Here is a 13,375-nt window from a genome sequence, read left to right as displayed (position 1 = left end):
TTACTTCAGGTCGTCCGGTGCGCAGATATAGCCTGCTACCGCACTTGCGGCAGCGACGGCCGGGCTTGCCAGATAAATTTCCGAGGTGATATGACCCATACGGCCTACAAAGTTGCGGTTGGTGGTGGAAACCGCCTTCTCGCCATGCGCCAGGATACCCATATGACCGCCGAGGCACGGGCCGCAGGTCGGCGTGGAAACGATAGCGCCAGCCTGAATGAAGATCTTGGTCAGACCCTCCTCGATGCACTGCAGGTAAACTTCCTGTGTTGCGGGGATGATGATGGTGCGCACATTCGGATTTACCTTGCGGCCCTTGAGGATTTCGGCTGCAACGCGCATATCGTCGATGCGGCCGTTGGTGCAGGAACCGATGACCGACTGCTGAACCTCAATATGACCGAGGTCGTCAATGGTCTTGGTGTTCTCCGGCAGATGCGGGCACGCAATGGTCGGACGAAGTGCAGACAGGTCGATCTCGATGGTCTGCTCGTACTCGGCGTCAGCGTCGGCCTCGAATGCGGTAACCTCGCGGTTTACGCGGCCCTTGATGTAATTCATCGTCTTGTCGTCTACCGGGAAGATGCCGTTCTTTGCACCGGCCTCGATGGCCATGTTGCAGATGGTGAAGCGGTCGTCCATGGACAGTTCGTGTGCGCCCTCGCCAACGAACTCCATCGACTTGTACAGAGCGCCGTCCACACCGATCTTGCCGATGATGTGCAGGATGACGTCCTTGCCGGATACCCACGGGCTCAGCTTGCCGGTGAGCACAAACTTGATCGCGCTCGGCACCTTGAACCACGCCTTGCCGGTCGCCATGCCTGCGGCGAGATCGGTAGAACCGACGCCGGTCGAAAATGCGCCCAGTGCACCGTAGGTGCAGGTGTGGCTGTCCGCGCCGATGATAAGCTCACCGGGAGCGGTCAGACCTTTTTCCGGCAGCAGCGCGTGCTCGATGCCCATTGCGCCAACGTCGAAGAAGTTTACGATGTTGTACTTCTTGGAGAACTCGCGGCACTCGAGGCACTGCTCAGCGGACTTAATATCCTTGTTCGGTGCAAAGTGGTCCATTACGAGCGCGATCTTCGTGTTGTCGAACACCTTGTCGAAGTCCGCCTTCTCCATCTCGCGGATGGCAACCGGACCGGTGATATCGTTTGCCAGCGTGAGATCTACGTTTGCCTCGATCAGCTGACCTGCCGTTACGCTTTCCAGACCCGCATGCTTTGCGAGGATCTTCTGCGTCATTGTCATACCCATAACAGCGTTCCTCCTGCTGAATTAGTCGTTAAAATACTTGTTAATGCCGTTGATGTACGCCTTGATGGACGCCTCCATAACGTCAACCGATACGCCGCGGCCGGTAACAACATCGTTGCTGCCGTCTACGCGGATCTTGACGATAGCCTCGCTCTGTGCGTCCTCGCCGTCGGTCAGTGCGCGCAGCGAGTAATCCTCCAGAACGATTTCCTTGCCGATGATCTTGTCGATCGCATGGAACGATGCGTTGATCGGGCCGTCGGAAGCGGCAGCGCGCTCGAACATCTCGTCGCCCTTCTTGACACGGATAACAGCGGTAGAGGTAATGGTGTTGCCAGAGTTGATAACAAAGCGGTCGAGCGTATAGCGCTCCTCGCCGGAAACCGGAACAGCACCGATCAGACCCTCGAGGTCGCGGTCCTTGATGACCTTCTTCTTGTCGGCCAGAACCTTGAACTTCTCGAATGCCTTTTCGAGCTTCTCATGGTCGAGCGTGTAACCCAGCTCATGCAGACGCTCCTCGAAGGCGTGACGGCCGGAGTGCTTGCCGAGCACGATCGCGTTCTTCGGGATACCGACGGATTCCGGAGTCATGATCTCGTAGGTTTCCTTGTTGGCCATTACGCCGTGCTGGTGGATGCCTGCCTCGTGTGCGAACGCATTTGCACCGATGATCGGCTTGGTCGGTGCAACAGCAACGCCGGTAATGGTCTGGATCATGCGGCTTGCACGGTAGATTTGGGTGGTCTCGATGTTGCAGCCGATACCGAAGTGATCGGCACGGGTCTTGAGCGCCATGACGCACTCCTCCATGGAGGCGTTGCCGGCACGCTCGCCGATGCCGTTGATGGTGCACTCGATCTGGTCAATACCGGCCTCAACGCCTGCCAGCGAGTTGGCAACGGCCATGCCAAGGTCGTTGTGCATGTGGCAGGACAGGATTACGTTCTCGATACCCTCGGTGTGCTCACGCAGATACTTGATGCGGGATGCGTACTCCTGCGGAATCATGTAGCCGACGGTATCCGGAATGTTGATGGTAGTAGCACCGGCCTTGATGGCGGTTTCCACAACGCGGCACAGGAAGTCGAGGTCGGAGCGGGTTGCGTCCTCAGCGGAGAACTCGATATCCGAGCAGAACTTCTTGGCGAAGGCTACGTTGTGCGCTACGGACTCGAGCACCTGCTCCGGCGTCATCTTCAGCTTGTACTCCATGTGTACCGGGCTGGTTGCCAGGAAGGTGTGAATGCGGGCAGACTCTGCACGGCGGATGGAGTTCCATGCCGCCTCGATGTCCTGCTCACGGCAGCGCGCCAGCGAGCAGATGGTAGCGCCGCGCACGGTATCAGCGATTGCTGCGATAGCAGCAGCATCACCGGGAGAAGCAGCCGCAAAGCCTGCTTCAATGATATCTACCTTGAGGGCCTCGAGCTGCTTTGCAACCTCGATCTTCTCATTCAGGTTCATGCTGCAGCCGGGAGACTGCTCACCGTCACGCAGCGTCGTATCAAAAATCTTAACTGTTCTTCCCATGGTATCTTGTCCTCTCCTATTCAGAATTTTACCGGGTTTACAGGGACAAAAAAAGCTCCGTCCCTTAATCCAATCATTAAGAGACGAAGCGAAAGCTCCGCGGTACCACTCTTGTTGCCGCAGTATGGTGCGACCCCTCTATGCACATCTGACAATGCGCTCCCCTGTAACGGTGGGTATCCGTTCCCTCCTACCGGTCCGAAGGACTTTCAGCGGACAGCTCCCGGGCGAGTTTCACTGCTTCCTGACGCTGCCTTACACCAACCGGCAACTCTCTGCGGACAGGGGTGACAATTACTTTACCCGTTCATCACCTTTATCAATATGTTTTTATATTAGACCTCTGAGCCGCTGTTGTCAAGACTTTTTTTAAGGCAGCGCCGGGCATACTGCACCGCAAACAGATTTGACAAACCTTCTCCAATATAGTAAAATAACACTGTATACAGGAAAACGCTGTTTTCCTGAGCACATCTGTTAAAAGCTGTGAAGAGAAGAGTACGCAGTGAAGTACGTCAAAGCGAGTTCCGGGCGGTGAAAGCGGAACGCGGAGGGCACTGCCGAACATGGTCTTGGAGCTTCGCACCGAACTTACTTTGTAATAGTATGCAAGGCTGCGGCGGCAAAGTCCTGCCGTTATCGAGGACGATGGGTAGCATCCTACCCGCTGAGGCGCCTTTCCGCGAGGAAGGCGTAAAGCAAGGTGGTAACACGGAAGGTTTGTCCTCCGTCCTTGCAGTGGCAAAATACAGGCCATTGCAGGAACGGAGGATTTTTTGTTCCCTGTTCCCTGCTGTCACGCATAAAACATATTTATATATGTAAGGAGAGAATACACGAATGGACAAGAAACCCTATTATATCTCGACGGCGATCGCCTATACCTCGGCGAAGCCGCACATCGGCAACACCTACGAGATCGTGCTGGCCGACGCTATCGCACGCTACAAGCGCATGACCGGTTACGATGTTTACTTCCAGACCGGCACGGACGAGCATGGTCAGAAGATTCAGGAGAAGGCCGAGGCAGCCGGCATCACGCCGCAGCAGCACGTTGACAAGGTTGCCGGTGAGGTTAAGACCATCTGGGATCTGATGAACACCACCTATGACAAGTTCATCCGCACCACCGACCCGATGCACGAGAAAAAGGTGCAGAAGATCTTCAAAAAGCTGTATGATCAGGGCGATATTTACAAGGGTGCATACAAGGGCAAATACTGCAAGCCGTGTGAGTCCTTCTGGACCGAGAGCCAGCTGAAGGACGGCTGCTGCCCGGACTGCGGCCGCCCGTGCGTAGACGCCGAGGAGGAAGCATACTTCTTCCGCATGAGCAAGTACGCCGACCGCCTGATGAAGCACATCGAGGAGCACCCCGAGTTCATCCAGCCGGAGAGCCGCAAGAACGAGATGGTAAACAACTTCCTCAAGCCGGGTCTGCAGGACCTGTGCGTTTCCCGCACCTCGTTCAGCTGGGGCATTCCGGTAGACTTTGACCCGGGCCACGTTGTCTATGTTTGGCTGGATGCACTGACCAACTATATCACCTTCTGCGGCTACGATCCGGACGGCAACCACGATGAGCACTACAAGAAGTTCTGGCCGGCTGATGTGCACCTGATCGGCAAGGATATCATCCGCTTCCACACCATCTACTGGCCGATCTTCCTGATGGCTCTTGGCGAGCCGCTGCCGAAGCAGGTATTCGGTCATCCGTGGCTGCTGGTCGGCGACGGCAAGATGTCCAAGTCGCTCGGCAACGTTATCTACGCGGACGACCTCGTCCGTCTGTTCGGTGTGGATGCCATCCGCTACTACGTTCTGCACGAGATGCCGTTCGCAAATGACGGTGTACTCTCCTACGAGCTGATCTGCGAGCGCATTAACTCTGATCTGGCAAATGTGCTCGGCAATCTGGTCAACCGCACGATTGCCATGACCAAGAAGTATTTCGGCGGCATTGTTCCGGCGCCGACCGCACCGGAAGCGCTTGATGACGAACTGAAGGCAGTCGCACTCGGTCTGCCGGCAGCTGTTGAGAAAAAGATGGACACCCTGCACGTTGCAGACGCCATCGACGAGGTATTTGCACTGCTGCGCCGCTCCAACAAGTATATCGACGAGACCATGCCGTGGGCGCTCGCCAAGGACGAGAGCAAGCAGGCGCGTCTGGGAACGGTGCTGTACAACCTGCTCGAAGCGATCCGCTTTGCCGCTGTTGAGCTGAAGCCGTATCTGCCGGACACCGCCGACAAGATTTTCGCACAGCTGGGTGTTGAAAACAAGGGTGTCGAGAGCCTGACCTCGTTTGACGGCATGCAGCCGGGTCAGCCGGTCGGCGAAGCCTCCATCCTGTTCGAGCGCATCGACATTCCGAAGAAGCTCGCTGAGATCGAGGAGGAAAAGAAGGCTGCCGAGGCAGAGCAGAAGCCTGCAGTTGAGTTCCTGCCGGATATCCCGTTTGACGATTTCTGCAAGGTCGATATGACGGTCTGCAAGGTACTCGCGTGCGAGAACGTCAAGAAGAGCAATAAGCTGCTCAAGTTCCAGCTGGATGACGGCTCGGGCACGCCGCGTCAGATTCTGTCCGGTATTGCCAAGTATTACAAGCCGGAGGAGTTGGTCGGCAAGACGGTCGTCGCCGTTACCAACCTGCCGCCGCGCAAGATGATGGGTCAGGAGTCCAACGGCATGCTGCTTTCCGCCGAAAAGGACGAAAAACTCAACCTGCTCATGCTGGACGACAGCATTCCGGCTGGCGCCAAGCTGTGCTAAAATAAACACACTTTACAACGGATTCCGCAGGGCGGGGTGCCCTCGCCCCGCCGCACATAAACAGGAGCACTCGGTTGCAACGGCGGGCTGAGGGCAGCCCGCCCTACGAATGGGTTAACAGATGTGTTATCCCATGTATAATTTCGCACACACTACAATCAACAATTTAGGAAGCGAAAATTATGACAAGAGGGCGAAATGCAATGTGGATCATTTATGCGCTGCTCTCTGCGGTATTTGCCGCACTGACAACGATTTTAGCCAAAATCGGCGTGGAAAACGTGGACAGCACGCTTGCTACTGCTATCCGAACCGCAGTGGTGCTCGTAATGGCATGGGGCATGGTCTTCCTGCTGGGAAAACAGGGCGGCGTAAGCGCAATCGGCGCCAAAAGCTGGGTATTCCTTACCCTGTCCGGACTGGCGACCGGCGGCTCGTGGCTGTTTTACTACAAGGCACTGCAGATGGGCGAGGCCAGCCGTGTGGCTCCGATCGACAAGCTGAGCGTTGTTATCACGATGATTCTGGCGTTTGTTGTCCTGCACGAGACCGTGACGGTCAAGGGTGTGATCGGCGGCATTCTGATTGCGGCAGGTACGCTGTTTATGATTCTGTGATATATTTTAAGCAAAAGAGTTAAGAACAGAGTGGAGAGTGAAGAGTAGAGATTTATGTTCTCTGCACCCTCCACTCTTCACTCTGTTTTGAGGGTTTTACATGCACAAAAAATACTTCTTTTTTGACATTGACGGCACGCTTTCCACCGGTCTCACCACCATGATGCCGGAAAGCGCAGTAAAGGCACTGGCGCAGCTTCGTGCGAACGGCCACTTTACCGCCATTGCGACCGGACGGCTGCAGGCATCTGCGGCAGCCGTTGCCGCGCGCTACGGCTTCACGGACATTGTAGCAGACGGCGGCTGGAGCGTAACGCACAACGGCGAAATTGTCGAGATGGAGTCGCTGCCGGCGGCCGACTGCATTGCGCTGATCGAGCGGCTCGAGCAGGCCGGTATTCCGTGGGCGGTGTCGCCGGAGAATGAGAAACTATGCGTAACAACGGATAAAAATTTTCTTCCGTATGCACCGGAGAACTACTTCCCTGTTCTGTGGGACCCGCATTTTGATTATCACAGACTGGAGCATCTGTACAAGGTTTACTACGTCTGCGCGCCTGATGAGGAGAATCATATTGACGCAGGTGGTCTGCCGCTTGTGCGGTACAATCCCCATGTGATTTTCGTTGAGCCGAAGGAAAAACAGCGAGGTATTCGCTATTTTCAGCAGCTTTTATCCATTCCGGATGAGGATATTGTAGTGTTTGGCGACGGTATGAACGACATCTGCATGTTCGGTCAGGGATGGCTGTCGATTGCGATGGGCAATGCCCGCGCCGCGCTCAAGGAGAAAGCGGATTACATCACAACAGACGTAGATAAGGACGGACTTTGGAACGCCTGCAGGCATTTCGGCTGGATTTGAGGAAGGTTTACTATGCTTTTTGATACACATGCACACTATGACGATGAACGGTTCGACGAGGACCGCGATACGCTGCTGACTTCCATGCCCGAGAACAATGTCGGCCTGATTCTCAATCCCGGCTGTGATGTGGAAAGCTCGCGCAAGGCGGTCAGCTACGCGAATAAATATCCATTTGTATATGCGGCGGTCGGTATTCACCCGGAGAACATCGAGGACGGTTGGGAGGCTGATCTGGAGACCATCCGCGCACTGGCACAGAACGAAAGCAAGGTTTGCGCCATCGGCGAAATTGGTCTTGACTATTACTGGGAAAAAGACGAGCGTGCGCGTGCGCGGCAGCAGGTTGTATTTGCCCGCCAAATGGAGCTGGCGCGTGCACTGCACCTCCCTGTCATCGTGCATGACCGCGATGCGCACGCCGACAGCATGGAGATCACCCGTCGGTATCCGGATGTGATCGGCGTGTACCACTGCTATGCCGGTCACGTCGAAATGGCACGCGAACTGCTGAAACTCGGCTATTATCTGTCATTTACCGGTGTTATCACATTCAAAAATGCCAAAAAGGCGAAGGAAGTCATTCGTGAAGTGCCGATTGAGCGACTGATGATCGAGACCGATTCGCCCTACATGGCACCCGAGCCGTTTCGCGGCCGCCGTAATTCCTCGCTGTATGTGTATCGCATGGCTGAGACTATCGCGGAAATCAAGGGCATAAGTGCCGCAGAGGTTGAACGGATTACAACCGAAAACGGCAGACAGCTGTTTGGTATTTCCGGGTAAGATAGAGCAAAACAGGGACAAGAGGTAAAACCTCTTGTCCCTGTTTTGTATGTCGGGTGTTGACAGAAAAGATGCAGGTGCAAATCGTTGTCTCGCTGCGATTTTATAATTTCAAGTGCATGAAATCAATTAGCGGTTTTGGAAATGTTTTACCTCTGCAATTCCAGGCCTTTGCAATAAATCGAAAAATTCATTAATTACGTTGTGCCTTTGCATAGGGTATTTCATGCCAGTTCGTCTTTTGCAAAATGTAAATGTAACTGACGCCTTTGCACGTGATAGCGCCACAAAAAATGTACATCTATCTTCATCTGGCTGATTTCTAAAATTCCAAAAAGCAGAATCCTCTAATCCAACAAAGTATACAGCATTGTATTCTAATCCTTTACTTTTATGAATTGTCATGATAGGGACGGAATGATCTCCGCGAAAGTTTTCAATCGCTAGGTTCCATACTTCGTGTGCGGCTACATATTCCTCAAAAAAGAGACTTTCAAATTGGTTGATTACATCCATAAAGTAAGTACCTTGTTTATACGCCGGGAATTTCGCCTTTATATTCCCAATGCCAAAAAAATTAATGATACTATTCAAAGTACTGTGCCACTGCTCTGTATCAAACTTTTGCTGTATGTTCTTCTTTACAATGTTCACTACAGCAGACAGTTTCCTCTGCATTTCATCAAAGGTATCACTTTCCCGCATCCCGCTAATTCCCCAAAGCTCAACCAGTGACTCTTCTATAAAAGTCCATTCATTCGGTTGTTTTCTGCTTTCAGCACATATCATGAATTTGATAAGCAAATCTACTATTGGTTCTTTGATAAGGTTCTGGTAGCCAGTTTCAATGCGCGCACGCACGCCGTGTTGCTCCAACTTCTCAATAATCGCTGAAGCGTAGTCCTGTGGCTTTTGCTTGCAGAGAATACAAATATCGTGTGGCTCTACACCATTTGAGATTTTCGATAGTATGTCCTTCGATACAGCAGAAGCCTCCAGTTGTTCATTGTCTGCAATAAAAAGTGCAATGTTCCCATCATTCTCGGCCCAGTTGTCAGAAACACATACTTCTGTCGCCTTCTCTTTCAAAGACTCATACATTGCCTTTTGCAATGCAACTAATCTAGGCGCAGAACGATGATTCATTGTCAAGCGTACACCTTTCGGATTCAGTTCCCTATAAAAGTCATTAAATATTGTTTTTACGGCCCCGGCCCATACCATGATTCGCTGCTTGTTATCTCCCACAGATGTTATCTTGGTACCAGAACCCCAAAAGCACTCCTTTACAAACGCATATTGAATTGCCGTTGTGTCCTGAAACTCATCAAGGAACACAAATGAATACGTCATTTGTAACGCTTGCTTAATATACGGGTTCGTTTCAATGATATACACGGCAAGCATCATGATCATCTTAAATGTCAGAGTTGCTTTATTTCCGTTAAATCCCTTTAATAATAGTGGCCACACTTTATACCCTAATCCATCTCCTGTTAAAGGAAGACTAATTCGTGACAGAATATCATCATATTCCGTTTTCAGTTTAGACTGCGTGAAGCCATTGGGGTTTTTGAATCCAACGCAATGAAACGCTGCATCAATTATATCGGGATCATTCACCAGGTAATCGGTAGCTGGGCAAAGTTCGTCGGGCAACGCATATAGGAAATGGTCAAGGATACTTTTGGCAAATGCATCGTATGTCATTGATATGAATCTACCTTTTACCTCTGTGCTACATCGTTTTTCCACGCGTTCTTTCAGATTTTGTGCAGCATCCGTTTTGAAACTGATAGCAAGTATCTTTTGAGGCTCTCTGCACTGATTTGTCTGAAACAGAAATGCCGCTTTTTGCGCCAACAATTCCGTTTTTCCTGCGCCAGGTCCTGCAACAACAAGTACATGTCTGTCGCTGCAGCGAACGGCCGTATCCGCAGCTTCCTCCAACGAGATTCCGTCGCAAGGTAACCATTTGTCAGGATGCACAATTATCATTCTTATCACCTTTTAGAATGTGATCAGCAGTTTCAATTAAACGTTGCAAAACTGGCGGTATATTTTCTTTTAACTCCTCGTCACTTAATTGAGATAGTGCCGCAATATGTGTAGATGGTTTTCCTCTGTTCAAGAAGAAATATGTGTACCATACCATAAGCTTTTGCTGTTCGGGTGAGTAGGTATGTCCATCACCACCTTCTTCTTTTAGTGTATTTTGTATGTCTTTTTGAATTCGAGTTTCATATTCCGGATGCGCCTCGCTATCATTCTCAATTGTTGTAATGAGCGTTCGTTTTTTCTTTTCCTTTTGGATAATATCAATACGAGGGCCTTCAGATGCATCTAATGTCCGTTTATATACATTTCCTATTTGTTCCAACATCATAAAATCAATATCCAGCGGCGCAGAAAAGAACACATTATATTCTTCAAGCGAATCTATCCAAGTCTGCATTGTTACAATATCAGATACATTCCAGTCAGACATTTTTTTAAACTGAGCATCAGTTAGTATTCCATCTTGGGTATTGAGCAGTTCTTCCTTGTTATACCCATTTGCAATGAGCTGTTTAAGCACATATTGGATTCGCCCCCAGCCACCACCATCTCTTTCTCGATCTAAATCGAGCAATGTAATATGCGGAATTTCCAAATCATTTAGCAATCTCCAGAAGTGGTTGACATGCCGACCGCCGAGCGGAACAATTGATATTCCGCTGACATCTGTGCTACCATTCATGGCTTCCCAATACTTCGGCAGGATAATTTCTTCACTATCGCCCTCTCCCAGAATAACGAGTTTTGCAAAATACAGTTCCGGATAGGCTCTCACCGCTTCCTTAATATATTTATATTGATCCTGCATACGTTCTTCATCCGGCAGGGTGATGCATCTTACTCTTGATTCCAACAACTCCCTATCTAATCTAAAATATCTGAGATTTTCCGGATCAATCCGCTTAACAATCGAAGGAGAATGGGATGTCATAATTGCCTGCGCATTGTTTTTTTCTGCAATATCCTTCAAATTCCCCACCAATTTCCCCAGCAGATGTGGAGCGATGTGATTTTCAGGCTCTTCAAGTGCTACAATTGTCAAAATAGGTGGTTTTCTATTGAAAGAGGTATGTTCTGGATCTGTCTCTATTTCTCTCACCATTTGCCCTTCAACATCCAATATGCTGTCAACCAGAGATATATAGAATAGAGAGCGCAACCCATCTCCCATCTGGTCTATCGTATATTCTTTTCCCGTTTCTGTCGGTTCAAAAACAACCTCTGTTTTTCTAATAGATGTTTCAATATCAGTGCTGTTGAATCTTAAGCTGGCTGTCGAATATCGCTCATCAGAATCATAGATTTTCCACTGCTTTCCCAGCGACGCGCCAAACATGGAAACGCCTTTTTCTCCTTCAAATTGTTCATTCAATTCCTTGATTTTAGTTTTAACGTTCCCTTTTGTTTTCTCGCTCCAGTTGATGCTGCTCATGATCTGATACATCATCGTACCAGATGCATTTTTCAGTTGCTTAGACGGATTTCTAACTGCTGGGACATAAATCACTCGAATCTTATCCAGATCCCGTCGAGACGCATTTGTTCGATTGCCTTCTTCAATTTCAGCAAACTCCGGACAAGTAATATAACTTATCTTGCTGTCAATCGAGCCGTCAATAGTATTGCTTTTTTCCCATGTGGCCTCAAGACGGATTCGTAGATACGGCAGTCCGCTAGGATTATCAACAACAAAGTGTTGATAAAAGATAGGTATAGTATATTCTCCACCATTGCTTCCTGACTGCAATTCTTCAAATTCAAATATTGCTTCTATATAAAGACTTTGCTGTTCCATTTCATCTGGGAGTATATCTTTTGGCAAATGGAAATCACTTCTGTGTAGAATATGATCATTACTATTTTCAGAAACAACTCTGATTATCTCCAAAAAGCCCGGAAATACGGGCATTTCACGGGATATAAGAACTGAATTTACTACCGATTTACTACTTTCGGATTGAGCTTTGACACGCTTCTGCTTCCCGTGAAGCCCAGCGCCCAAATAGTGACACATCGAAAATTGAATACGACACCGCAGACAGCGGCGTTCTCTTTTCCCCTTTGGGGAGATCAGGACGCCGCTTTTTTGCGCCCAAAAACAGAAAGGAGGCGACCGCCTATGTACTTTACTTCCGGCAGCGACCGGGCCTTTGAACAGCTCATGCAGACGAGGCCGGGCGCAGATCATTTTGACAACGGCGAGGCCGGAGCGCCGGAGGACTGCGGCACCTGCCGTTTCTACCGCCCGCACTGGAAGTACCAGTTTTGTGTGTATGAGGAATGTCCCTACCAGCCGGGCAAGCTCACCGCCCTTGACGGCGCGGTGAAATTTCAAGTGAAAGGAGTGGACGACGAGATGGCAGTTTTTCGAGTGGAGAAAAACCGGGGCTATACGGTGATGTCCAACCACCACCTGCGGAACAAGGACTTGTCCCTGAAAGCCAAGGGGCTGCTGTCGCAAATGCTGTCCTTGCCGGAGAGCTGGGACTTTACGCTGAAAGGCTTATCCCTTATCAACCGGGAGCAGATCGACGCGATCCGGGCGGCTGTCCGGGAGCTGGAACAGGCGGGCTATATCGTGCGTTCCCGTGAGCGTGACAGCCAAGGCCGCCTGCGCGGGGCGGATTACATCATTTATGAACAGCCCCAGCCTGTGCCGGATTCACCTACATTGGAAAATCCAACATTGGATAATCCAACGCAGGAAAAGCCTACGCAGGAAAAACCAACGCAATTAAATAAAGATAGATCAAGTAAAGAGAAATCAATTACGGATGGATCAAATACCGATTCCATTCTTATCCTTTCCCCTCCCTCTCCTTTGGGGGAAGAAGCGGCTGCGCCGCCGGAACGGAAAGGAACGGGAGCGAAATCACAGAGCGCCGTAGAGATTTATCGGGAGATCATCAAGGACAACATCGAGTATGAACACCTTTGCCAGTACGCCAAGGGGATTGACCGGGATATGCTGGACGAGATCGTGGACTTGCTGGTGGAAACCGTATGCAGCGCCCGAAAGACCATCCGCATTGCCGGGGACGATTACCCCGCCGAGCTGGTGAAATCCAAGCTGATGAAGCTGAACAGCTCTCACATTGAGTTTGTCTTTGACTGTATCAGCAAAAACACCACGGAAATACGGAACATCAAAAAATACCTGCTGGCGGTTCTGTTCAACGCCCCAAGCACCATCAACGGCTATTACACGGCGCTGGTGGCCCATGACATGAACACCGGCAAAATCTGAAAGGAGGCCGACCCTATGAAACAGGGTGCTTTGATTTTTGACGAGCAGACAGACCGCTACGACATCCGCTTTGACCTTGCGGACTATTACGGCGGCCTGCACTGCGGAGAAACTTTTGATGTGATGGTGGGCGGCAGATGGAGGCCGACCCGCATTGAAATGGCCGAGAACTGGTATCTTGTGGGAATCCATGCCGACGACCTCTCCGGCCTGCGGGTGCGGATTTAAGCC

10 protein-coding genes and 1 other annotated feature are annotated in these 13,375 nt (G+C 50.8%); of the genes, 6 read left to right on the top strand and 4 right to left on the bottom strand.

Annotated features, from left to right (window positions below; genetic code table 11):
- Together leuC and DW724_RS08520 are read right to left on the bottom strand one after the other, a co-directional pair.
- Nucleotides 1-1,263 carry a 3-isopropylmalate dehydratase large subunit gene (leuC, locus tag DW724_RS08525; RefSeq protein WP_118761191.1) on the bottom strand — a complete coding sequence of 421 codons (1,263 nt, stop codon included), beginning with the start codon at nucleotides 1,261-1,263 and terminating at the stop codon, nucleotides 1-3.
- Between the two features lie 21 nt (nucleotides 1,264-1,284).
- Nucleotides 1,285-2,796, bottom strand: coding sequence for a 2-isopropylmalate synthase (locus tag DW724_RS08520; protein ID WP_118761190.1), 1,512 nt, complete (start codon nucleotides 2,794-2,796; stop codon nucleotides 1,285-1,287).
- 76 nt (nucleotides 2,797-2,872) lie between these two features.
- Nucleotides 2,873-3,116 (bottom strand) — a binding site (T-box leader).
- 520 nt (nucleotides 3,117-3,636) lie between these two features.
- Here DW724_RS08520 and metG point away from each other — a divergent pair.
- The 4 genes from metG (at nucleotide 3,637) to DW724_RS08500 (ending at nucleotide 7,839) form a co-directional block, all read left to right on the top strand.
- Nucleotides 3,637-5,571, top strand: a complete 1,935-nt coding sequence (gene metG, locus DW724_RS08515; RefSeq protein WP_117752003.1) for a methionine--tRNA ligase — start codon at nucleotides 3,637-3,639, stop codon at nucleotides 5,569-5,571.
- A gap of 203 nt (nucleotides 5,572-5,774) precedes the next feature.
- Nucleotides 5,775-6,188 carry an EamA family transporter gene (locus tag DW724_RS08510; protein ID WP_117488099.1) on the top strand — a complete coding sequence of 138 codons (414 nt, stop codon included), beginning with the start codon at nucleotides 5,775-5,777 and terminating at the stop codon, nucleotides 6,186-6,188.
- A gap of 100 nt (nucleotides 6,189-6,288) precedes the next feature.
- Nucleotides 6,289-7,053 carry an HAD hydrolase family protein gene (locus DW724_RS08505; RefSeq protein WP_118761189.1) on the top strand — a complete coding sequence of 255 codons (765 nt, stop codon included), beginning with the start codon at nucleotides 6,289-6,291 and terminating at the stop codon, nucleotides 7,051-7,053.
- A gap of 12 nt (nucleotides 7,054-7,065) precedes the next feature.
- Nucleotides 7,066-7,839, top strand: a complete 774-nt coding sequence (locus tag DW724_RS08500) for a TatD family hydrolase (protein ID WP_118761188.1) — start codon at nucleotides 7,066-7,068, stop codon at nucleotides 7,837-7,839.
- A 129-nt stretch (nucleotides 7,840-7,968) separates the two neighbouring features.
- Here DW724_RS08500 and DW724_RS08495 read toward each other — a convergent pair whose 3' ends face one another.
- Together DW724_RS08495 and DW724_RS08490 are read right to left on the bottom strand one after the other, a co-directional pair.
- Complete coding sequence (locus DW724_RS08495) at nucleotides 7,969-9,837, bottom strand: UvrD-helicase domain-containing protein (protein WP_118761187.1); 1,869 nt, start codon at nucleotides 9,835-9,837, stop codon at nucleotides 7,969-7,971.
- On the bottom strand, nucleotides 9,818-11,899 hold the full coding sequence (locus tag DW724_RS08490; RefSeq protein WP_243105712.1) for an ATP-dependent nuclease: 2,082 nt from the start codon (nucleotides 11,897-11,899) through the stop codon (nucleotides 9,818-9,820). The genes DW724_RS08495 and DW724_RS08490 overlap by 20 nt, the downstream gene beginning before the upstream one ends.
- Before the next feature lie 117 nt (nucleotides 11,900-12,016).
- Between DW724_RS08490 and DW724_RS08485 the strand changes: the two genes are divergently transcribed.
- Together DW724_RS08485 and DW724_RS08480 are read left to right on the top strand one after the other, a co-directional pair.
- Nucleotides 12,017-13,144 carry a DUF6017 domain-containing protein gene (locus DW724_RS08485; protein WP_071441261.1) on the top strand — a complete coding sequence of 376 codons (1,128 nt, stop codon included), beginning with the start codon at nucleotides 12,017-12,019 and terminating at the stop codon, nucleotides 13,142-13,144.
- Nucleotides 13,145-13,159: 15 nt separating this feature from the next.
- Nucleotides 13,160-13,372 (top strand): DUF5348 domain-containing protein, encoded by a 213-nt coding sequence (locus tag DW724_RS08480; RefSeq protein WP_003819042.1) that lies wholly within the window; start codon nucleotides 13,160-13,162, stop codon nucleotides 13,370-13,372.
- The last annotated feature ends 3 nt before the right edge of the window (nucleotides 13,373-13,375 follow it).

Source organism: Butyricicoccus sp. AM27-36 (assembly GCF_003480945.1).
In the GTDB taxonomy this organism is placed as follows: Bacteria; Bacillota; Clostridia; order Oscillospirales; family Butyricicoccaceae; genus Agathobaculum; species Agathobaculum butyriciproducens.
Note: the sequence above shows the minus strand (reverse complement) of the source record. Positions and strands in the feature narration are given on the sequence as shown.

Excerpts from the sequence above, each read along its gene's own strand:
- leuC (WP_118761191.1), bottom strand. The coding sequence starts at position 1,263 with ATGGGTATGACAATGACGCAGAAGATCCTCGCAAAGCATGCGGGTCTG.
- DW724_RS08520 (WP_118761190.1), bottom strand. The coding sequence starts at position 2,796 with ATGGGAAGAACAGTTAAGATTTTTGATACGACGCTGCGTGACGGTGAG.
- metG (WP_117752003.1), top strand. The coding sequence starts at position 3,637 with ATGGACAAGAAACCCTATTATATCTCGACGGCGATCGCCTATACCTCG.
- DW724_RS08510 (WP_117488099.1), top strand. The coding sequence starts at position 5,775 with ATGTGGATCATTTATGCGCTGCTCTCTGCGGTATTTGCCGCACTGACA.
- DW724_RS08505 (WP_118761189.1), top strand. The coding sequence starts at position 6,289 with ATGCACAAAAAATACTTCTTTTTTGACATTGACGGCACGCTTTCCACC.
- DW724_RS08500 (WP_118761188.1), top strand. The coding sequence starts at position 7,066 with ATGCTTTTTGATACACATGCACACTATGACGATGAACGGTTCGACGAG.
- DW724_RS08495 (WP_118761187.1), bottom strand. The coding sequence starts at position 9,837 with ATGATAATTGTGCATCCTGACAAATGGTTACCTTGCGACGGAATCTCG.
- DW724_RS08485 (WP_071441261.1), top strand. The coding sequence starts at position 12,017 with ATGTACTTTACTTCCGGCAGCGACCGGGCCTTTGAACAGCTCATGCAG.
- DW724_RS08480 (WP_003819042.1), top strand. The coding sequence starts at position 13,160 with ATGAAACAGGGTGCTTTGATTTTTGACGAGCAGACAGACCGCTACGAC.